The sequence below is a fragment of the Paraburkholderia tuberum STM678 genome (genome assembly GCF_902833905.1).
GTDB lineage: Bacteria > Pseudomonadota > Gammaproteobacteria > Burkholderiales > Burkholderiaceae > Paraburkholderia > Paraburkholderia tuberum.
On record NZ_CADFGP010000001.1, the window covers coordinates 24,985 to 45,498 of the forward strand.

At 65.5% G+C, this 20,514-nt stretch carries 15 protein-coding genes; 5 read left to right on the forward strand and 10 right to left on the reverse strand.

Annotation, left to right across the window (positions count from 1 at the left end; all coding sequences use genetic code 11):
- The first annotated feature begins 12 nt into the window (after nt 1-12).
- A complete protein-coding gene (locus HWY30_RS00170) occupies nt 13-387 on the forward strand; it encodes a sodium:proton antiporter (RefSeq protein ID WP_090810587.1) in 375 nt (124 codons plus the stop codon).
- Nucleotides 381-3,476: a complex I subunit 5 family protein gene (locus tag HWY30_RS00175; protein WP_090810589.1), complete on the forward strand. Its 3,096-nt coding sequence runs from the start codon at nt 381-383 to the stop codon at nt 3,474-3,476. The genes HWY30_RS00170 and HWY30_RS00175 overlap by 7 nt, the downstream gene beginning before the upstream one ends.
- An 87-nt stretch (nt 3,477-3,563) precedes the next feature.
- Here the strand turns inward: HWY30_RS00175 and HWY30_RS00180 are convergent, their stop codons facing one another.
- The 5 genes from HWY30_RS00180 to HWY30_RS00200 all read right to left on the reverse strand — a co-directional run bounded on the left by HWY30_RS00180 (nt 3,564) and on the right by HWY30_RS00200 (nt 10,877).
- Nucleotides 3,564-4,238 (reverse strand): hypothetical protein, encoded by a 675-nt coding sequence (locus HWY30_RS00180; protein ID WP_090810591.1) that lies wholly within the window; start codon nt 4,236-4,238, stop codon nt 3,564-3,566.
- A 27-nt stretch (nt 4,239-4,265) separates the two neighbouring features.
- The gene (locus tag HWY30_RS00185) at nt 4,266-5,810 is read right to left on the reverse strand and encodes a cytochrome-c peroxidase (RefSeq protein ID WP_090810592.1); all 1,545 of its coding nucleotides are present in this window, start codon (nt 5,808-5,810) and stop codon (nt 4,266-4,268) included.
- Nucleotides 5,811-5,931: 121 nt separating this feature from the next.
- Nucleotides 5,932-8,346 (reverse strand): alkaline phosphatase family protein, encoded by a 2,415-nt coding sequence (locus tag HWY30_RS00190; protein WP_090810595.1) that lies wholly within the window; start codon nt 8,344-8,346, stop codon nt 5,932-5,934.
- Between the two features lie 612 nt (nt 8,347-8,958).
- Nucleotides 8,959-9,633, reverse strand: a complete 675-nt coding sequence (locus HWY30_RS00195; RefSeq protein ID WP_090810597.1) for a Vgb family protein — start codon at nt 9,631-9,633, stop codon at nt 8,959-8,961.
- 14 nt (nt 9,634-9,647) lie between these two features.
- Nucleotides 9,648-10,877 carry a helix-turn-helix domain-containing protein gene (locus HWY30_RS00200; RefSeq protein WP_090811814.1) on the reverse strand — a complete coding sequence of 410 codons (1,230 nt, stop codon included), beginning with the start codon at nt 10,875-10,877 and terminating at the stop codon, nt 9,648-9,650.
- Between the two features lie 167 nt (nt 10,878-11,044).
- Between HWY30_RS00200 and HWY30_RS00205 the strand changes: the two genes are divergently transcribed.
- The 3 genes from HWY30_RS00205 (at nt 11,045) to HWY30_RS00215 (ending at nt 13,104) form a co-directional block, all read left to right on the forward strand.
- Nucleotides 11,045-11,809, forward strand: coding sequence for a DUF899 domain-containing protein (locus tag HWY30_RS00205; RefSeq protein WP_090810599.1), 765 nt, complete (start codon nt 11,045-11,047; stop codon nt 11,807-11,809).
- A complete protein-coding gene (locus HWY30_RS00210) occupies nt 11,806-12,639 on the forward strand; it encodes a DUF2182 domain-containing protein (protein ID WP_090810601.1) in 834 nt (277 codons plus the stop codon). Before HWY30_RS00205 ends, HWY30_RS00210 begins: the two co-directional genes overlap by 4 nt.
- 198 nt (nt 12,640-12,837) lie before the next feature.
- Entirely contained in the window at nt 12,838-13,104 is a 267-nt protein-coding gene (locus HWY30_RS00215; protein ID WP_090810603.1) for a DUF4148 domain-containing protein, read from the forward strand.
- Between the two features lie 150 nt (nt 13,105-13,254).
- On the opposite strand, the gene HWY30_RS00220 is transcribed toward HWY30_RS00215, so the two are convergent.
- From HWY30_RS00220 to HWY30_RS00240, 5 genes are all read right to left on the reverse strand, one after another.
- Nucleotides 13,255-14,697, reverse strand: a complete 1,443-nt coding sequence (locus tag HWY30_RS00220) for an aldehyde dehydrogenase family protein (RefSeq protein ID WP_090810605.1) — start codon at nt 14,695-14,697, stop codon at nt 13,255-13,257.
- Between the two features lie 38 nt (nt 14,698-14,735).
- Nucleotides 14,736-15,923 carry a fumarylacetoacetate hydrolase family protein gene (locus tag HWY30_RS00225; protein WP_090810608.1) on the reverse strand — a complete coding sequence of 396 codons (1,188 nt, stop codon included), beginning with the start codon at nt 15,921-15,923 and terminating at the stop codon, nt 14,736-14,738.
- Between the two features lie 84 nt (nt 15,924-16,007).
- Entirely contained in the window at nt 16,008-17,792 is a 1,785-nt protein-coding gene (locus HWY30_RS00230; RefSeq protein WP_090810610.1) for an IlvD/Edd family dehydratase, read from the reverse strand.
- Between the two features lie 32 nt (nt 17,793-17,824).
- Complete coding sequence (locus HWY30_RS00235) at nt 17,825-19,231, reverse strand: MFS transporter (RefSeq protein WP_090811816.1); 1,407 nt, start codon at nt 19,229-19,231, stop codon at nt 17,825-17,827.
- 181 nt (nt 19,232-19,412) lie between these two features.
- Entirely contained in the window at nt 19,413-20,408 is a 996-nt protein-coding gene (locus HWY30_RS00240; RefSeq protein ID WP_090810612.1) for a LacI family DNA-binding transcriptional regulator, read from the reverse strand.
- Nucleotides 20,409-20,514 lie beyond the last annotated feature (106 nt).

Genomic DNA, 20,514 nt, shown 5'->3' on the forward strand with positions numbered 1-20,514 from the left:
GAAGGAGAGCGCATGAGCACGGGCATCCCGGTTTCGAAGATCCTGCTGATCACGGGCTTCTGCCTTTCCTTGATCGGCCTGTGGGGCATGCTGACCCACCGCAACATCCTGCGCATCATCATCGGCTTCGCGGTGATCGACACGGGCCTGCACATCGTGATGGTCGCGACCGGTTACGTCACGGGCGGCACCGCGCCGATCATCGACGCGGCGCTCAGCAAATCCGCCGCCGCGCACCGCGCGATCGATCCGATTCCGTCGGCACTCGTCGTCACGGCGATCGTGATCGGGCTATCGGTCACCGCCATCATGCTGTCGTTCGCGATCCGTCTTCATGCCGCCAGAAAGACGCTTTCCATCGACGCCTTCACCGAGTCGAAATGGTAGCCGCGCTGTTTCATCCGCTGCACATTTTCATTCTCGGGCTCGGCGGCGGCTTCGCCATTCCGCTGCTGTACCGGCTCGGCAAGCCATGGCTCACGCTCGGCTTTTTCATCGCGCTGTGCGGCATCGTGCTCGTCTCCGGCGTGTCGTTCTACGGCCTGCTCGACGGCGGCGACACGATCGAGGTGCTGACCGCGGGCGCGCTGCCGCCGGTGTCGATCAATCTGCGCTTCGGCTTGTGGGAAGGCTTCTTCACGTTCAGCGTCAATGTGGTCGCGCTGCTCGGCGCATGGCATCTGTGGGACCGTCTGCGCGGCAACTACGCGGCGTTGCTGCTGTACCTGATTCTGGTGATGGGCATCGACGGCATGGTGATGACTCGCGACCTGTTCAACCTGTTCGTGTTTCTCGAGATCGTGTCGATCGCGACGTACGGCCTGTTCGGGCTCGAGCGCACGCCCGCCGCGCTCGCCGCCGCGTTCAAGTACATCTTTGCGACCGTGATCGCGTCGACGCTCTTTCTGCTCGGCGCGGTGCTGCTCTACTACGTGAGCGGCACGCTGAACATCGACGAACTGCTGTCGCTGCGCGACCAGCTCGGCGGCCCGATCGGCACGACCGCGATCCTGCTCGTGTTCGCGAGTCTCGTGATCGAGCTGAAGCCGTTTCCGGCCAACGGCTGGGGGCTCGACGTCTACGAGACCGCGCCGAGCGGCGTCGGCGCGATGGTATCGGTCGGCGTATCGGCGGGCGTGTTTTTCGCGCTGCTGAAATTGCTGCCGCTGTTCGACGGCCTGCTGACGCTGCTCGCCGTCTCGGGCGGCGTCACGTTCCTGTTCTCGAACCTGCTCGCGATCAAGCAGACGAAGCCGCAACGCTTGCTCGGCTATTCGTCGATCGGGCAGATGGCGCTGTTGATGCTGTCGCTCGCGTTGTTGCGCCAGATCGGCGCGGACGCATCGATCCCGCTCGTCGTCGGCGGGCTCTTCATCAACCATCTGTTCGCGAAGGCGGGGCTGTTCTGGCTGATCGGCGTGCTGCGGCGGCACGGCGACGACGCACGCGCGATCCTGTCGCGCAGCCCGTTGCTGATCGGCCTGCTCGGCCTCTTCCTGGTCGCGATTGCGGGACTGCCGCCATTCCCCGGCTTCTGGGCGAAGTGGGAACTCGTGATGCGCCTGACCGCCGCCGGCAAGCCGTACTGGATCGTGTTGATCCTGACCGGCTCGCTGCTCGAAGCGGGTTATATGTTCCACTGGTTCGTGCGCGCGCTGGCTCCGTCCGAGCTCGAGGCCAAAGCCCGGCCGAACATCGCCGCGCTGTTGCCGCTGTTCGGCGTCGCCGTGCTGCTGATCGCGGCGGCCTACATGGCAGCCGTGTTCTCGGGCGTCGTGTCGGCGTGGATCTTCTCGCCGCTCGCGGCGGGTGCGCTGTTCTATGCGGCCGATCGTCTGCCGGGGCGCGCGAAAGGCGTGCTCGCGGTGATCGCGATTGGATTGATCGGCAGTCTGCTCTGCGAGGGCTCGCGCGGTATCGCCGGACTGTTCGCCTGGCTGCTGCTCGCGGGCAGCCTCGTGATCGCAGCGGCGAGTCTCTATCGCGACGACGTGCGCGCCGGCTTCTATCCGATGCTCGTCGTGCTGTCGCTGTCGATTCCGGCGCTGCTGCGCTCATCCACCTCGCTCGAGTTCTTCTATAGCTGGGAAATCATCACGCTGTCGTCGTGCTTCCTGATCGCGAAGTGCCGGCGCGCGGGACCGCACGTGCTGACCTTCCTGCTGTTTTCGCTGCTGGCTGCGTTCTTCCTGCTGGCGGGCTTCGCCAACGTCGCGGCGATCGACGACAGCATCGCGCTGTCGGCGCTGATCCATTCGGGACCGGAGGCGAACCGCGCGTTCGTGCTGCTCGCGGCGGGCTTCCTGATCAAGGCCGGCGCGATCGGCGTGCACGTATGGCTGCCGGGCGCCTACACCGAAGCGGAAGACGACGTGACCGCGATGCTGTCGGCGGTGGTCAGCAAGGTCGCGATGTTCGGCCTGTTGATCGGCACCTATCTGACGATACGCTCGGAGGTCGGCCTCGAACTCGCGCACGCGATGACCTGGATAGGCATGCTGACGGCCCTGTTCGGCGCGCTGATGGCGTTGCGGCAGAACGACTTCAAACGGATGCTCGCGCTCTCGAGCATGAGCCAGACCGGCTATATCGTCGCCGCGATCGGCCTGATGAGCCATCTCGGCTGGGTCACCGCGCTGTATCTGGTCGCCAACCACATGTTCGTGAAGGGCATCCTGTTCCTCGCGCTCGCAGGCGTGATCTCGCGCACCGGCACGCGCAACTTCGCCGATGTGGGCGGCCTCGCGCGCGAGATGCCGCTCACGTTCGCGATGGTCGTGATCGCGCTGGTGTCGATGTCGGGCCTGCCGCCGCTGATGGGCTTCGGCGGCAAATGGCTGCTGCTGAGCGCAATGACCGACAAGGGTTGGTACGGGCTCGCCGTGTGCGGGCTGATCGCGACCTGCGCCGGCTTTCTGTACATGCTGCGCCTGCTGAACGGCGTCTTCCTCAAACCGCGCCCGCCGCAGCGGCCGCAGGTGCGCGAAGCGCCTGTGATGCTGCTGGTGCCGCAGTTGCTGTTCGTGGTCGGTATCGTGGTCCTGTCGTTCTTTCCGAAGGTGTTGCTCGAACCGGTGTCGGCCGCGATCGATCCGCAGTTCGCGGCGACACTGGTGTGGGGCGGCATGTCGCTCGAAAGCATCTACGGGTTCTGGAATCCGACGCCGGTCGTGATCGTCGTGCTGATCGTCACGGCGATCGTGTTCGGGCTCGGTGTGCTGTACTACCGCAGCCGCCGCGGCAATGCGCGCAACGCCCCGGATTTTTACCACTTCTACCGGCCGATCCTGAGCCGCACGGTGCCGCCGGTCGCGCAGATGTTCTGGCGCGGCATATCGCACTTCGCGCTCGTGGCGGCGGCTCGGATACGCCGCGTCTATACCGGCAATGGGCAGACCTACGCGCTCTATGTGCTGCTGTATTTTCTCGCGATCTATTTTGCGAGCACGGGGCTGAGTCCAGCGAGGACACCGTAAGGGTGCACCTGGTCCTGGCGCAGCGGCATGGACCGGCCCACGTGCGGGAACGATCGCCTCGGAGCACGGCGTCGGCGAGCTCAACGATCATCGAACGAGATATTCTTCCGCTACCCAGCCGTCCCTGGTCAAGCGCACGCCTTCGCGCAGTTGCATGGTGCCCGCGCCTTCGATCACGCGCGCCACCATGGGAAACACTCGCTGGAACTCAGGAGTCCTGGCAAAAGGCGCCGGGTCGATCTTATAGGTGTAGAGCACCGAGGTCCTGGTCTCGCCGTCGTGAGTCTGGGGCGGCTCCCAGCCCACCACCTTGTCCAGGGTCAGCGTGGCCACGCAAAAATCGGCGTCGTGCGTGACCGTCTTGCCGGGCGTCGCCACCACCACCACCGGCTTGTGCAGGTAGAACTGCTTGCCTTCGTCGGTCAGCGCATACTCGCGTCCCGGCGCCTCGATCCTGGCCCCGTCCTCGCCAGTGCGCTCGACCGTCATGACGGTGCTCTTGACGAGGCCCAGCTTTTCCATCACCGGCAATTGCAGCGCATCGCGGGAATGCGTGACCACGATGTCCTGATCGGCCACGTGGATGGGCCAATCGTATTTCGCCACGCACAGGTGGCCGCGATCGGCAAGGTAGTGCGTGATGGTGTTGGTAAAGTTCTCCGCGGTAGGCTCGGCCTTGTTCTGGCAACCGCCCAGCAGGAACGACGCCGTCAGGGAAACCGCAATGGCAGTGCCGCGCACCGGATTCGAAAAATGCATCATCGTGGATAGTTCAAGTATTCAAAGAGATCAATTCACGCAGCTACCGCTCGTGGGCTGGGTCGCGGGAGGCTGGTAGCCGTCGCTCAAAGTATTCAGGAAGCAGATCACGTCCTGCACGTCCTGATCCGACAGTTGCGGCGCCGAATGGACGGCACGCGGCTGCGCACCGTTCAACGCGGTGGTGCCGCCCGCGTCGGTCTGGCCCTGCCCCAGCGGCAGTTCCTCGTCGATATTGCCCTGGTAGGCGGCCGGCAGATCGTTGAACATGTTCACCGTCGCGCCCGCTGCATAGGTGGGTTGCAGCGCATAGCCCGGGTTGCTGGTCAGCTTGGTCGAATCGCCACCCGTGGACGGATACCAGTACTCGGGGTTGGTGTCGCGCGTGTTGTAGAAGCGCACCACCTGCTCCAGCGAGTGGAACACGCCGTTGTGGAAGAAGACGCTGCGCGCGGCGACGTTGCGCAGCGTCGGCACCTTGAAGCGGCCGCAATACGGATCCGGGTTGTTCACGCCCGTAAAGGGGTCCGGGCCGGCGCCGCTGGTGGCCGAAAGCGGCGTGTGGCTGTCATAGCTGCCGTTATTGATCGGGCCGCACAGCCCCATGTCGTAGTAGCTCGCGTTCAGGTTGGCCGCGATGGGGTTCGGATTGTCCGGGATCGACGTGTCGTTGCGCGGCGCACCGATCGCCTGATAGGTGAAGTCGGTCCCCAGCGCGTTCGAGCCGTTGAAGTTGGCGCCCATGAAATGGCAGGCCACGCAGCCGGCCCCGTGATCGGTATCGTTGAACAGGTTCATCCCGCGCAATTCGGCCGGCGTCAACGTGCCGCCGATCTTGTTGTTCGCATACAGGTCGAACTTGCTGGAATACGGCGCAAAGCTCGGGTCCTCATTCTGGTAGGCCTGCAGCGCGAGTCCGATGTCCTGGAACGCCGTGTCCGTATCGCCGAATACGGCCGGGCCGTACACCGCCGTGAACTGTGCGGCATACGAGGAGCTCTTTACCGCCTGCACCACCGCGTCCTTGGAGGCGTTGTTCATCTCGATGGGATTGAGCAGGGGCAGCGCCACCTGGTCGGCCAGCGTCTTGCCGCGGCCGTCCCACATGAATCCGCCGCCCGGCGCGTTCGCCGTGATGCCGTCGGGGTTCGAGGCGTTGTCGTCGTAGGCGGGCGTCATGGCCTTGTAGCGCAGCGAGGGAACCGCGCGCTGGCCTTCCGATACGCCATCGGAACCCAGCTGCACCGCCAGGCTGTTGGGCGGGCCGTAGGCATACGCCGGATCGTGGCAGCTCGCGCATGCCTGGTTCTTGCCGCCGGACAGGTTCTTGTCGAAGAACATTTGCTGACCGATCTGGGCCGCAGCGCTCAGCTTGCTCGTGGGCGCCGACCCCGTGGAGCCCGAGGAGCCCGAGGAGCCCGTGGAGCCCGTGGAGCCCGTGGAGCCCGTGGAGCCCGTGGAGCCCGTGGAGCCCGTGCCTGCGTCCGTCGAAGCAGACTGTGACGAGCCCCCGCCCCCGCAAGCGGCCAGTGTCGACAAGATGACATACAGCGCCCCCGCATAAACCTTGCGCATCGCTACTCCCCCGCTTTGTTCGATAAAACAGCTCGCGGGGGAGCGGCCGAACCGCTCCCCCACGCAGGCTACTGCTTGATGAATGGCACGCTTGCGCGTGCTTACCGTTTAGTGCTTTTTATTACTTCGTCGCCCACAGGTTCTTCTGGGTCGCGTCCGGACCAACTTGCGCCGGATCGCTCACGTCACCCGTCTGGAACTTCTGCGTGTAGCCGGCCGGAATCACGTAGGCGTGGTTCATCGGACGAACCGCGTCGTAGTGCGTGTCGGCGCTGCCAGCGTACTCAGGCAGGTTGGCGATGTTCTGCGCAATGTACGACTCCGTGTACTTCGAACGGTTGGCGTACGAGGTCGGAACAGCCGGGTCGGCCAGCTGGAACATGTCCTGCACCGTGCGCACGAACGAGAAGTGGCTGTACGTATCGCTGTCGGCGACGCCCTTCGGCGCGGAGCCCACGTCTTGCTGGTTGGTCATCAGGACGAAGATCGAGTTGCCATGGCCCTTGTTGCCGTTGCCGTACTTCGCCTGGACCGGAGTCCAGCTGCCGTCCGCGTTCTGCATCTGCGTAGCCTTGCCACCCACGTCCCAGCCGCAGCACGAGCTGCCGGCACCGTTGGACGTGCCATTGCCTTCGTCGAACATGACCACGATGGCAACGTTGCGCTGCTTGTTCTGCCACAGCGGCGAGGCCTTGATCTTCTGCACCACGGCGTTGGTGTAGTAGTCGGCGCGGGTCAGCAGCGCATGAGCCGGAACGGTACCCGAGGCGGTCGCGCTGTCCTTACAGGTGCCGTCGCTGCCGGTGCCGTGCAGGTCATCACACTGGTCAGGCATGATGAAGTTCAGGGTGCCGACGTCGCCCTTGGCCAGGTCGGTGCTGAACTGGTCGACGTTGTAGCCGGTCGGAACCTTGTAGAGCGTGGTGTTGGTCAGGTCGGCCGCGTTCGTGTAGTACTGGGTACCGAAGATCGTGCGGTTGTTCGCGAAGAACTCCGGCTGGTTACGCACGTTCTGATAGGCCATGCCCGGATGGTGCTTGGTCTTGTAGAGCGAACCGGGCATGGCGAACGGCGTGCCCGTCACGGTGATGCTACCGTCCGTCTGGTTGTAGGCCTGCGATACACCCGTGTCACCGAGGCTGTCGGCGCGCGGATCCTGACCCGGGTTCATGGATTCGCTGTAGGTACGCCACGTCAGGCCCGCGCTCGAAATCTGCGTGAACAGGTTCGGCGCGTTCATGATGTTGTGGTTGGCGACGGAACCGGTGCCGTCCGTCGAGCACGCCTTGTTGGCGGCCGTCGTGTAATTGGACAGCAGCGATCCAACGGCCACGGTGGCGCCGCCGGCGGTGGTACCGATGATCGGGTCGTTCGGCGTCAGCGCGACGTGGGACGGCAGGGGCTGGCCGTCGGAAGCCGTGCCGCCGGCGAAAGCCTTGTCCGTCGGGGCGTTGGCGCCGGCGGCGGCGCAACCCCACCAGTTGTCGTCGCCGATACCGAAGTCGTCGGCGCCGCCCAGGGCGGTGTAGTTCGGCTCGGACGGGCTGCCGGTCGCGAAGTAGGTCGAGAAGTAGTTGCCGTTGGTGATCATCGAGTTGACCGCCGGCATGTACGCTGAACCCTTGACGCGATTCGTGCTGCTGTTCTCCAGCATGATCACGAAGACGTTGTCGTAACGCGGAATCGCTTCGACGTTGAACGCAGCCTGCTGGGCTTGTGCGAAGGTGATCGCCTTACGCGTATCCGTCGGAATGGTTTCGCCGGCGGTGATGCCGGAAACGCCGGTCAGGGTGGGGTCGCCACCGGCAACGGCCAGCGCATCGGGGTACTTGTCGCCACGATCGAGCTTCGTGGTGGCGTACGTGTAGCGGTTCGTCAGTGCGTTTTCTTCGAACAGCACCGCGTACTGCTCGGCGCCGGACAGGGTATTGGCGTCGGCCAGGACGTCGCCGGCGGGAACCGTCACGGAGGCGTTGTTGAATGCCGGGCCGGACAGACGGGTCGACAGATTAGCCTTCTCGGTCGCGTACTTGGTGCCGTTGGCTTCGACGAGGCGCTGCACTTCGCTCGACATCGGGCTGATCACGACTTTGGTGGCGCCCTGGTCGGCGATCTGGTCGGCCGAAGCGCGCAGGATCAGGTGGCTGGCGACCTTGGCGGCCGATGCCGTGTTGGTGGCCGAGGTCGTGATGTCAGCGACGAGCGGACCCGTGGCGGTCGTGGTCAACGAGAAATGGCCGCTGCTGTCGGTCTTCGCGGAGGCTTCGCCGCTGTCGAGCACGCCGTTGCCATTGGCATCGACGAACACGGTGGCGCCAGAGTAGTAGCCGGCCTTCAAGGTCGGGTTGCCGCTCGAGCTGCCCGGGACGAAGGCAGTTGCGGCGACCACGCCCGAGTAAGTCGTGCCGGCGGTCGTGCCACCGTTGTTGTTGCTGGCAGAGGGGCTATCCAAATTTCCGCCGCAAGCTGCGAGCACGCAGGCAGCGGCAACGGACGTTAGACAAAGCGCTGGGCGCATTTTGTGATGCGATGACATGTGGGGACCCTTTGTTAGTTGTATCGGCAACCGCTTGTGTGGGGCAAGACTTAGTAAAACAAGCGAAATAATATGAAGGGTTTGTGTAAAACGTATGTCTGCTCACGGTAAGGATTAGAGTGTGAACCTGGCTTGGTTCTGGTCACATCTTCTCGAAAAGCCGCAATGCACGGGCAAGCAACGAAGACGAAAATAAAGCTGAGAACCAACCGTCGTAGTTGTTGCAGGTGCAGCGAAAATGCTCTCAATTCCCCGCTACTATTGAAAAACACTCGGAATGCTTCGCGTGTGCGGTGCAGCATCCGAGTGTGTTGCGGTTTGGACTTTCGAGTACCGGGTGGTGGCGCATGCGCCGCGTCGGTGGGTCTGATGCGAGCACTGGTGGGGCGAGGCTGAAGAAGCGAGATGACGGGACCACTATCCGGCGGTGGCTGAGTGCTTTGCCGCGGCCTGCTAGAAGTCGCTGCAGGCGGCCCGCGTATGGGGAGTAGTCTCGCGATAAGAGTAACGCAATGGAATACTTCGTTTACCAACGATGACTTACGTTATCGGCGAGTACAAGTAAGCCAAATACCAGCGCCGATAACGAGGACGCGCTGCTTGCATGACGAATCACTCGCTCGTCGAATCGACCGGCAATTGCGAGTCGCTCTCTCGCACGGGACGCTGCACGGCGCGAACGAGCCCGCTGCCGCCGCCTCCGCAGAAGAACAGATCCGCGCCGTTCGATTCGAGTCCGGAAATGCCCGCGCCGGCCGGCATCTCGACGCGCTCGAGCACCTCGCCGCTGCGCGGATCGAGATGCCGCAGCTCGCTCTCGTCACCTTCCCACGTGCCATGCCATAGCTCGCCGTCGACCCACGTGATCCCGGTCACGAAGCGATTCGATTCGATCGTGCGCAGCACCGCGCCGGTGTCCGGATCGACCTGATAGATTTTTCGTTCGGGATACTGACCGACCCATAGCGAACCTTCGGCCCATGTCAGCCCCGACTGGCCGCCGTCGCCGGGCGCCGCGATCGTCGACAGCACGCGGCCGCTCTGCGGGTCGATCTTCTGGATGCGGCCGTGCGCGATCTGGAACAGGTGTTCGCCGTCGAAGGCCGTGCCCGCGTCGGCGGGCACCGCGATCGAGCGCAGCGTCTCGCCGCTCGCCGGATCGAACGCGTCGAGCCGTTCGCCGGTCGCGATCCACACCTGTCGGCCGTCGTAGGTGACGCCATGCACTTTATCGACGCCCGTAAAGGGCCCATATTCACGGACGATTCTGGCGGCAGAGCGGTTCATGGTGGCCATCCTAATCATGAAGGGAACGGGGAAGGGAGTAACAAAGCCGTCGCGAATCCGGCCAGCGGCGGCGTCATCCAGCGGCGCGCGCGCCCCTCGCCCACTGGCTGCACCTTGCCGGCTGCGGCGAGCGAGTCGAGTGAGCGCTGCACGGTGCGCTGACTCGCGCCGAGCACGAGGGCAAGCGCGGAACTCGACCACGCTTGGCCATCCGACAGAAACGCAAGCAGCGCCGCATGCTCGCCTTCGACCGGCGGCGCCAGCACGACGACCTCGCGGGCGTGACGCGGCGCGAGCGCGAAGCCGCGCGTCGTCGCGCTGACGCTCGCGAGCGTGCCGAGCGCCGTGCGCAGCCGGCCGATCTCGACGCGCAGCCGCGCGCGATGCGATTCGTCGGCGCGTTTGGCGCGGAACGCCCGGGCGACGAGCGCGTCGCGCGGCACGTCGTCGGGCCATGCCTCGCCGAGCATGCGGGCGAGCGCAAACAGCACCGGTCGGCTCGCGAGCGCAACCGCCGCGTTCGCATCGCGGATCGCGTAGCGGCAAGCGTCGACGATCAACGCGCCGCCAGCGCGATTCGAGGTCAACAGCTTCTCGACTTCATCGAGCAGGATCGGTTCTTCTTCGCCATGCGCGATCATGCGCGCCGCCGGTTTGCCCAGTGCCACCGACGCGCTTTCGACTTCCGCGATCAACGCCGGAATGCCGGCCTCGCGTGCCGCGCGTCCGGCCCGCGCCAGCGCGGCACGGGCGGCGCCGCTGCGCAAACGCCGCAGCGCGACTCCCGCGACCACCAGTTCATGCGCGGCACGCAGTGCGGGCGGAAACGGCCGGGGATCGAGCGCGGCAAGCTTGCGCTCCGCTTCGTCGAGACGGCCGATCAGCAGCAGACGCCGCGCCGCGAGATACCGCGCATGCGCGGCATTGACGCGATCGCCGTACGCGTCGAGCGTGGCGGTCGCGGCGTCGAGTGTCTTGGCGGGCCACGCGAGATCGCGCGACGCGAGCGCGATCTCCGCTTCGGCGACCACGCATCTCGCGCGCGCCACCGCATGCTGCGCGCCGAACGCGCGCGCGGCGTCGCGCACCAGCGCCTTTGCGCGCCCGAAATCGCCGAGCTGCGCCATCGCGATGCCGCGCAGCGCGAGCGCCGGCGCGTCGTCGCGTAACGCGACGTGGTCGAGCGCGCCAAGCGGATCGCCGGCCGCGAGCGCGCGCGCCGCCGCCGAAATCAGCGCGTCCACGGCGTGCGAGTCCGCGCGTAGCACGTCGATGCATCAAGCGAATCCCGCCACACTTGTCACTCCCACCCGATCGATGCCCGGCCCTAATCTAGCACGACCATCAACCGTCACCGACGCCGTCGGGCAAGGGCTCGCGCGGCGCGGCACGACTCACGGAGGTACCCACGATGACTACGCATCCGATCGGAACACGCGAACAGTGGCTCGCCGCGCGACGCGCGCTGCTCGACGCGGAAAAAGCCCACACGCGACAAGGCGACGAGCTCGCGCGGCAACGCCAGGCGCTGCCGTGGGTCAGGGTCGACAAGGCCTACCGCTTCGATACCGACCAAGGCAGCGCGTCGCTCGCCGATCTGTTCAAAGGACGTTCGCAGCTGCTCGTCTACCACTTCATGTTCGGCCCCGACTACAAGGCGGGCTGCCCGTCATGCTCGTCGATCGCGGACGGCTTCGCCGGCTTCGCCGTGCATCTCGCGCATCACGACGTGATGCTGACGGCGGTGTCGCGCGCGCCGCTCGACAAGCTGCAGACGTACAAGCAGCGCATGGGCTGGACGTTTCCATGGGCGTCGTCGGCCGGCGGCGATTTCAATTTCGACTTCAACGTCTCGTTCACCGAGACACAGCAGCGCGATGGCAATATCGAGTACAACTACGCACGCAACAGTCACGCGATGGACGTGAGTCCCGCGCCCGAACCGGTCGCGCAGTTCGCGGCGACCTGCGGCACCGACGCGGCCACCTATTCGCGCGACCGGCCAGGCATGAGCGCGTTCGTGCTCGAAGACGGCGTCGTCTATCACACGTACTCGACTTACGCGCGCGGTGTCGATGCGCTGTGGGGCATGTACCAGTGGCTCGATCGCGCGCCGAAGGGGCGCAACGAGGCGGGCATCTGGTGGCGCCGTCACGACGAGTACGAGCCGTCATGAGCCCGCTCGTGCGCGCTGTCTGCACGAGCGGGCAGCGCCTTGCCACACGGCGCGCGACGCGCTCATCGCAGCGCGTGTTCGTCGGCGTCTGCGTGCTGATGTTCGCCGCGAGCGTCGCGGCGACATTGGCCCACGGCGCGTCGATGGCGGCGATGGGCGCGTTGCCGATGCCCGGCGGCTGGTCGATGTCGACGCTGTGGATGCCGACCTGCGGGCGCACGTGGGCCCGCGCCGCGGCATCGTTCATCGGCATGTGGATCGTGATGATGGCGGCGATGATGCTGCCGTCGTTGATGCCGACGCTGCTGCGCTATCGCGACGCGATCGGCTCGCGCGCAAGTGCGCAGCGACTGGCCCTGCTGACGATGCTCGTGAGTGGCGCGTATGCGGTCGTATGGACGGCGCTCGGCGTGGCCGTGTTCGCGCTGGGCGCGTCGCTCGCGGCGCTCGCGTTGCGGTGGCCAGCACTCGCGCGTTCGATGCCGCTGGCGGTCAGCGTGGTCGTATTGCTCGCGGGCGCGTTGCAGTTCAGCACATGGAAAGCCCGCCGCCTCGCCTGCAGCCGCACGACACCCAGCCTTCCCGCCGATGCGCCGAGCGCGTGGAGATACGGTCTGCGCATCGGCATCGATTGCGCCGGTTGCTGCGGGGGTCTCACGGCAATTCTGCTGGTCGTCGGCATGACGGATTTGCGCTTGATGGCCGCCGTGACGGCCGCCATTACGGCCGAGCGACTTGCGCCGGACGGCGCACTCGTCGCCTGGGCGAGCGGCGCCATAGCCGTCGCCGGCGCGGGCTTGCTGCTCATCCAGGCCCTATCGGCCGGCTGACTCATGCGCGCCAGTTGTCGCGGATCGCTTCGCAAATCGACGCTCGACGGCCTTGCTGTCTCACTATTGTTTTGGTTTCGGAAACAGTGAGTTCGGAAATTAGGTATTTACCCTAGTTTCAGCTCCCCCTAGACTGTCGTCACTGCTGCAAATAAATGATTTCGCAGCCTAACAAGACAAAACCTGGAGGTAGTAAAAATGAAATCGCTCGTTCAAGCTGTCGTTATCGCCGCTACCCTCGCTGCTCCCGTTGCCGTTTTCGCTCAATCGAACCAGCCGCTGACCCGCGCGCAAGTCCGTGAAGAGCTGGCTCAGATCGAAAAGGCCGGCTACAACCCGGCACGTTCGAACCCGAACGAATATCCGTCGAACATTCAGGCTGCCGAAGCCCGCGTCGCGGCGCAAAACGCCGCGGTCGGCGGCGTGACCAGCGGTTCGTCGCAGCAAGGTCACGCAGCGCAGTGAGGCGTTGCAGGTTGGAAAGTTGCTGTTGATGTAGCTGTACCTGCCGGAGCGCTCGGCTTAGCGCTCTCGCAGCTTCCCCTACTGGCCCGCCATCGCGACTGAATGCGATGGCGGGCCAGTTCCGTTTTGGGGAGCTCTGTCAGTTCTGCGTCAGACCGCGCCCGGGTTGATATACGCGGTCTTCACCGACGTATAGAACTCGCGGGCGTAGGCGCCCTGCTCGCGCGGACCGTAGCTCGACCCCTTCCGCCCGCCAAACGGCACGTGATAATCGACCCCCGCCGTCGCGGTGTTGACCATCACCATGCCGGCCTGCACATGGCGGCGGAAATGACTCGCGTACTTCAGCGATGTCGTGCAGATGCCGGCCGACAACCCAAACTCGGTGCCGTTGGCAACCGCGAGCGCTTCCTGGTAGTCCTTGACCTTGATGACCGACGCCACCGGCCCGAATACCTCTTCACGGTTGATGCGCATAGCCGGGGTCGTCTCCGTGACCAGCGCCGGCGCGAGGAAATAGCCGCGCGTCGAGCCTTCGACGCGCTCGCCGCCGAACACCGTGCCGCCCTCGTCGCGCGCGATCGCCAGATAGCGCTCGTCCTGTGCCAACTGCTTGTCGTCGACGACCGGGCCGATGTGCGTGCCGTCCGCGAGCGCATCGCCGACCTTCAGCGCGCGCATGCGCGCCTTCATGCCGTCGATGAACCGGTCATAGATCCCCGCGGTCACGATCAGCCGGCTCGATGCCGTGCAACGCTGGCCCGTCGAGTAGAACGCGCCGTTGATGCACGCTTCGATCGCGACATTGAGATCGGCGTCGTCGAGCACGACCATCGGGTTCTTGCCGCCCATTTCCAGCTGAAATTTCTTGCCCGAATCGAAGCACTTCGCGCCGATCGCGCGGCCCGTCGAAACGGAACCGGTGAAGCTGATCGCATCGACATCCGGCGACGACACGAGCGCCTCGCCAACCACCGAACCGCGCCCCATCACGAGGTTGATCACCCCCGCCGGCGCGCCCGCCTCGGCGATGATCTTGACCAGCTCCCACGTGCTGCCCGGCACCAGATCGGCCGGCTTGATCACGACCGTGTTGCCGTACGCAAGCGCCGGCGCGATCTTCCACGCCGGAATCGCAATCGGAAAATTCCACGGCGTAATCAGGCCGACCACGCCAACCGGCTCACGCGTCATTTCGACCGTCATGCCCGGCCGCACCGACGGCATCACTTCGCCGCCGACGCGCAGCGCTTCGCCCGCGAAGAACTTGAAGATCTGCCCGGCGCGGCCCACTTCGCCGATCGCCTCGGGCAGCGTCTTGCCCTCTTCACGCGCGAGCACCTTGCCGAGCTCCGCCTTGCGCGCGAGGATCGCGCTGCCCGCCTGGTCGAGCACGTCGAAGCGCTGCTGCGGCGTGGACAACGACCACTGCGCGAAGGCCTTGCGCGCGGCGCTGATCGCGCGATGCGTCTGCTCGGCGTCGGCTTGCGCGAATTCGCCGATCACGTCGTCGAGATTCGACGGATTGACGTTGCGCGACACGCTCGCGCCGTCGACCCACTGTCCGTCGATGTAGTTTGCGAACTGACTCATGCCTGATTCTCCTTTCGAAAATTGCAGCGACAATCCGGTTATTCAGCAACGAGCAGGCCACGGGCCGCGAGATTGCGATACAGCGCGCGCACGCCGAACGTCCACGGCTCGATTTCGGTGGACAGGCGCACCGTGTTGGTCAGCGCGCCGAGCTGCGGCGTCGAAATCGTCACGCGATCGCCGAGGTGGTGGGTGAAGCCGCCGCCGGGCGCGTCGCGGTCCTTGATCGGCGAGAACATCGTGCCGAGGAACAGCATGAAGCCGTCCGGGTACTGGTGGTGACGGCCGCAGGTCTGCGCGACGAGGTCGGCCGGGTCGCGGCTGATCTCGCTCATGTGGCTCACGCCGTCGAGCACGAAGTCGTCGTCGGCGCCTTCGACGCGCAGCGACACGCTCGCCGCGCGCACCGCGTCGAGTGAGAAGGTGTCGTCGAACAGACGCACGAACGGACCGATCGCGCATGAGCCGTTGTTGTCCTTGCACTTGCCGAGCAACAGCGCCGAGCGGCCTTCGATGTCGCGCAGGTTCACGTCGTTGCCGAGCGTCGCGCCGACGATGCCGCCGCGGCTATTCACCGCGAGCACGATCTCCGGCTCCGGGTTGTTCCACACCGACGCGGCGAGCAGACCGACGTCCGCGCCGAAGCCGACTGCCGACATCGGCTGCGATTTCGAAAATACTTCGGCATCCGGACCGATGCCGACTTCCATATATTGCGACCACGCATCGCGACGCTCGAACTCGGCTTTCAGCTTCATCGCCGCTTCCGATCCCGGCTTGATCTTCGACAGATCGGTGCCGATCGTCGACGCGATCGTCTCGCGCACTTCCTTCGCCTTCGCCGGATCGCCGCCGGCCTGCTCCTCGATCACGCGCTCGATCAGGCTCACCGCGAACGTGACGCCGCAGGCCTTGATCGCTTGCACGTCGCACGGCGCGAGCACGCGCACGGCCGGCGCGCTCGCGCCCGGCAGATTCGCCTCGATCAGCTGCGCGACCGGCCCGAGCGGCACGCCCGGCGCGCTGCGCGCAAATTGCGCGGCATCGTCGCGCTCGAACAGGTCGGCGGTAGTCGGCACGACCGCGCTGATGTCGAACACCTCGCCGCCGCGCACGACGACCACGCACGGTCCTTCATGCTGCTCGGTCTTGCGCCACACGCGGCCGATCAGCAGTGCGTCGTTCAGATCGCCGGGAAGAAAGCTGGAGGGGGAAATTGCGGACATGGGATGGGCTCTTTCGGATAAATGGGAAAACGGGCAAGGCCGGGCGTCGCGTTGCGTGCGAAGCCCGGCCTTGTCACCCGCGGGTCAATGCGAATGCCGTGGGTTGCCGCGCTCGGCAATCACTTTCAGATACAGCGTCGCCGGTTCGAGGCAGCCGCCGGTCGAAAGCTGGCCGACCGTCTTGCGATACAGCTCCTGCCACGGCGTTTGCGCGGGCGGAATCTCGAAGTGCACGGTTTCGCGACGTCGCGCGAGTTCTGCTTCCTCGACCAGCACTTTGACGCTGCGCGAATTCAGATCGACGCGGATGCGGTCGTTCGTGCGCAACAGCGCAAGGCCGCCGCCCACCGCCGCTTCCGGCGACATGTTCAGAATCGACGGGCTCGCCGACGTGCCGCTCTGACGGCCGTCGCCGAGCGTCGGCAGCGACGTGATGCCCTGGCGCACGAGCGCCGCCGGCGGCGCCATGTTGACGACCTCGGCGCTGCCCGGATAGCCGACCGTACCCGTGCCGCGAATCACGAGGATGCAATGCTCGTCGATTTCAAGCGACGGGTCGTTGATGCGCGCGTGATAGTCCTCAGGACCGTCGAACACGATGGCGCGCGCTTCGAAGCTGTTTTCTGCGCCTGGCTCGCTCAGGTAGGTCTTGCGGAACGCATCGCCGACCACCGACATCTTCATGATCGCGCTATCGAAGAAGTTGCCGGACAGCACCATGAAGCCCGCGCCGTGCTTCAGCGGATCGTCGGTCGTCCTGATGACCTCGCGATCCGGCGCGGGCGCGGCGGCCGCGATTTCGCCCATCGTGCGGCCCGACACGGTCAGGCAATCCTCGTGCACGAGGCCGCCTTTCGCGAGCTCGCGCATCACGGCCGGTACGCCACCCGCGCGATGGAAGCTCTCGCCGAGATATTCGCCGGCGGGCATGCAGTTGACGATCAGCGGCACCTGCTCGCCGACGCGCTGCCAGTCTTCGAGACTCAGCTCGACGCCCATGTGCCGCGCAATCGCGATCAGATGCGGCGGGCAGTTGGTCGACGCGCCGAGCGCCGATGCGACGACGATCGCGTTTTCGAACGCTTCTTTCGTCATGATCTTCGACGGCCGCAGGTCCTCGCGCACGAGGTCGACGATGCGCTTGCCGCTCGCGTAGGCCATCTGGCCGCGCTCGCGGTAAGCGGCCGGAATGCTCGCGCAGCCGGGCAGCGACATGCCGAGCGCTTCGGCGAGGCTGTTCATCGACAGCGCGGTGCCCATCGTGTTGCAGTGACCGATCGACGGCGACGACGCGGTAGTCAGCTCCATGAAGCCTTCGTAGTCGATCTCGCCGGCCGCCAGCAGATTGCGTGCATGCCAGATCACGGTGCCCGACCCGACGCGCTTGCCGTCGTGCCAGCCGTCGAGCATGGGACCGCCGGACAGCACGATCGCCGGCATATCGACGGTGGCCGCCGCCATCAGGCACGCGGGCGTGGTCTTGTCGCAGCCGGTGGTCAGCACGACGCCGTCGAGCGGGAAGCCGTGCAGGATTTCGACGAGGCCCAGATACGCGAGATTGCGATCGAGCGCGGCGGTCGGCCGGCGGCTCTGCTCGGCGAGCGGATGCACCGGAAACTCCATTGGAATGCCGCCCGCGTCGCGAATACCGGCCTTCGTGCGCGCCGCGAGCTCGATGTGATGCCGGTTGCACGGCGCGAGATCGCTGCCGGTCTGCGCGATGCCGATGATCGGCCGGCCCGACTGCAGCTCTTCGCGCGTCAGACCGTAGTTCATGAAACGCTCGACGTACAGCGCCGTCATATCCGCGTGCGAGGGATCGTCGAACCATTCCTGGCTGCGCAGCCGGCGCGGGGTGGATACTGACATGATGCTTGTCTCTCTGTCTGGGTAAGGGTTTCTTATGCGTGCTCTGCGTGTTTCTGTGCCCGCGCTGTCTCGCGGCCGGGGCCGCTGCCTTCATTCGAGGCGGCCCGCGTCAGCATCGTGCGCGGCACGAGCAGGATCAGCACGCAACTGACCAGCAGACACGCACCGAGTGCGTAAGTGCCGTTGTTGATGTCGCCGGTCAAATCTTTCGCCACGGCGGTGATCATCGAACCGGTAAAGCCGGACAGATTGCCGATCGCGTTGATCATCGCGATGCCGGCCGCCGCGGCGGCGCCCGACAGCAGCTGTCCCGGGAACGTCCAGTAAATCGGCATCAGCGCAAGGATGCCGGCGGTGGCGATCGTCAGAAACGTGATCGCCCACACCACATGATGCGCCAAAGCCGCGCTCATGATCAGACCGATTCCGCCGATCAGCGCCGGAATCGCCGCATGCAAGCGCCGCTCGCCGGTTTTCTTCGAATGCGCGGCGTTCGCGAGCGTCGCAATGATGGCCACGCCGTACGGGATCGCGGTCAGCAGGCCGATATGCAACGGATCCTGCACGCCGGTCGCCTTGATGATCGACGGCAGCCAGAACGCGAGGCCGTAGAAGCCGGTATTGAACGTGAGCAAAATCGCGACCAGCAGCCAGACGCGCGGATCGCGCACCGCCGAGCCGAAGCGCGCTGTCTTGTGCGCGCTTTCGCGCTGCAGATTCGCCGCGAGCAGGCTTTTCTCCTGCGGCGTGAGCCAGCGCGCGCGGTCAATGCCGTCGTCGAGCGAGAAGTACACCACGAACGCGGTCAGCAGCGACGGCACGCCTTCGATCAGCAGCATCCATTGCCAGCCCTGATGGCCGAGCAGGCCGGCCGTATGGTCCATCAGCCAGCCCGACACGATGCCGCCGAGCATCAGGCTGACCGGCATTGCGATCAGAAAGCCTGACATCACGCGACTTTGGCGCTGCGACGGAAACCAGAAGTTCAGGTACAGAATCACGCCGGGGAAGAAGCCGGCCTCGCAGAGCCCGAGCAGAAAGCGCAGGATGTAGAACATCGTCGCGGTTTCGACGTGCGCGACGCGCGCGAGCGGCGCGACGAACGCGAGCGCCATCGACACGAGCCCCCACGTGAACATGATCCGCGCGATCCAGAAGCGCGCGCCGTAGCGATGCAGGAACACGTTGCTGGGCACTTCGAAGATGAAATAGCCCCAGAAGAACACGCTCGCGCCGATCGCGTACATCGTGTCGGACAGGCCGAGATCGTCGAGCATCTGCAGCTTCGCGAAGCCGACGTTCACGCGATCCAGATACGCAACCACATAGCACAGCAACAGTACCGGCAGCAGCCGGCGCACGACCTTGCGATAGGTCCTTTCCTCGAACTCGTCGACGCGCGCGGCGGGCGCGACGATGGCGGGCGGTACAGCGGTCATTCGTATCTCCATCAGCGTATTTTTGGTCGGAAATGCCGTTGCCTCGCGGTTCGTGCGATTTGGCACCGCCAGTTAAGTTACCGGTAACATTTCTAGCTGTGGATGTTACGCCCGGCTTACCAGCCGGACAACCGAGGGATATCCCTGATCTGTTTAATTAAGGGGAGTGCTAGTGCGCCATCTACGCGCTATCGCGTGCAATCACCGTGAAATCGATCTTCACCGCTTTCCTGCGCTGCACCTCACCCGCTTCGCGATCGGCGAGCCCCGCGAGCAGCGTTTCGCCAGCGCGCAGGCCGATGCCGTACGCGTCGACCGACACCGTCGTGATGCTCGGCTGACAGCACCACGACACCTCGAAGTTGCCGAAGCCGGCGACCGCGATGTCGCCCGGCACCGACAGCCCGCGCCGGTGACACTCCATGATCGCGCCGAACGCCGACATGTCGCTCACGCACATCACGGCCTCGGTATCGGGCCACGTGTCGAGCAATGCGCCGATCGCCGGTGCGCCGTGGCTCATCGTGATCGGCGAATCGCCGAGCCGGATCACGCGCGGCTCGCCGAGACCGAGCGCCTTGATTTCGGCAACGTAGCCACGCATCCGGTCGTGCCCGCGCCGGTCGCGCTCGCTGGCACCCGCGATGAAGCCGATCCGCCGATAACCGCGCTCGTGCAGATGCCGGACCATCGCGCGCGCCGCCGCCGAGTTCGAAAAGCCGACAACCGTATCGATTGGATCGCTGGGCAGATCCCACATTTCGACGACCGGAATGCCGGCGCGCTGCAACAGCATGCGCGTCGCCTCGGTGTGCCGGCCGCCCGTCAACGCGACGCAGCGCGGTTGGTGGCGCAGCATCGAGCGCACCAGCAGTTCTTCCTGTTCCAGACGGTAGTCCGTGTCGCCGAGCAGCAGTTGCAGACCGTGCGGGCCCAGCGCGGCATTCAGTCCGCGCACGGTGTCGGAGAAGTTCGAGCTGGACAGCGACGGCACCAGCACCGCGACGAACGCCGAGCGTCCCGACGACAGCGCGCCCGCCGCCGCATCGGCGACGTAGCCGAGTTCGTCGATGACCTTCTGCACGCGTTCGCGAGTCGCCTGCGACACGTTGCGGCCGGCGAGCACGCGCGACACGGTCATCTTCGAGACGCCCGCGCGTTCGGCGACATCGGACATGCGGGGCGGGACTGGCGGCCTGGACGTCATGATAGGTATCGGGGCGAATGCGCGAAAGTCATGGAACGCACATGATAGCGGGCCGCTCCTTGCGGAGCGACCAGGC

Bases quoted from the DNA above. Each gene is read 5' to 3' on its own strand.
- HWY30_RS00170 (WP_090810587.1), top strand. From the start codon at position 13: ATGAGCACGGGCATCCCGGTTTCGAAGATCCTGCTGATCACGGGCTTC.
- HWY30_RS00175 (WP_090810589.1), top strand. From the start codon at position 381: ATGGTAGCCGCGCTGTTTCATCCGCTGCACATTTTCATTCTCGGGCTC.
- HWY30_RS00180 (WP_090810591.1), bottom strand. From the start codon at position 4,238: ATGATGCATTTTTCGAATCCGGTGCGCGGCACTGCCATTGCGGTTTCC.
- HWY30_RS00185 (WP_090810592.1), bottom strand. From the start codon at position 5,810: ATGCGCAAGGTTTATGCGGGGGCGCTGTATGTCATCTTGTCGACACTG.
- HWY30_RS00190 (WP_090810595.1), bottom strand. From the start codon at position 8,346: ATGTCATCGCATCACAAAATGCGCCCAGCGCTTTGTCTAACGTCCGTT.
- HWY30_RS00195 (WP_090810597.1), bottom strand. From the start codon at position 9,633: ATGAACCGCTCTGCCGCCAGAATCGTCCGTGAATATGGGCCCTTTACG.
- HWY30_RS00205 (WP_090810599.1), top strand. From the start codon at position 11,045: ATGACTACGCATCCGATCGGAACACGCGAACAGTGGCTCGCCGCGCGA.
- HWY30_RS00210 (WP_090810601.1), top strand. From the start codon at position 11,806: ATGAGCCCGCTCGTGCGCGCTGTCTGCACGAGCGGGCAGCGCCTTGCC.
- HWY30_RS00215 (WP_090810603.1), top strand. From the start codon at position 12,838: ATGAAATCGCTCGTTCAAGCTGTCGTTATCGCCGCTACCCTCGCTGCT.
- HWY30_RS00220 (WP_090810605.1), bottom strand. From the start codon at position 14,697: ATGAGTCAGTTCGCAAACTACATCGACGGACAGTGGGTCGACGGCGCG.
- HWY30_RS00225 (WP_090810608.1), bottom strand. From the start codon at position 15,923: ATGTCCGCAATTTCCCCCTCCAGCTTTCTTCCCGGCGATCTGAACGAC.
- HWY30_RS00230 (WP_090810610.1), bottom strand. From the start codon at position 17,792: ATGTCAGTATCCACCCCGCGCCGGCTGCGCAGCCAGGAATGGTTCGAC.
- HWY30_RS00235 (WP_090811816.1), bottom strand. From the start codon at position 19,231: ATGACCGCTGTACCGCCCGCCATCGTCGCGCCCGCCGCGCGCGTCGAC.
- HWY30_RS00240 (WP_090810612.1), bottom strand. From the start codon at position 20,408: ATGTCCGATGTCGCCGAACGCGCGGGCGTCTCGAAGATGACCGTGTCG.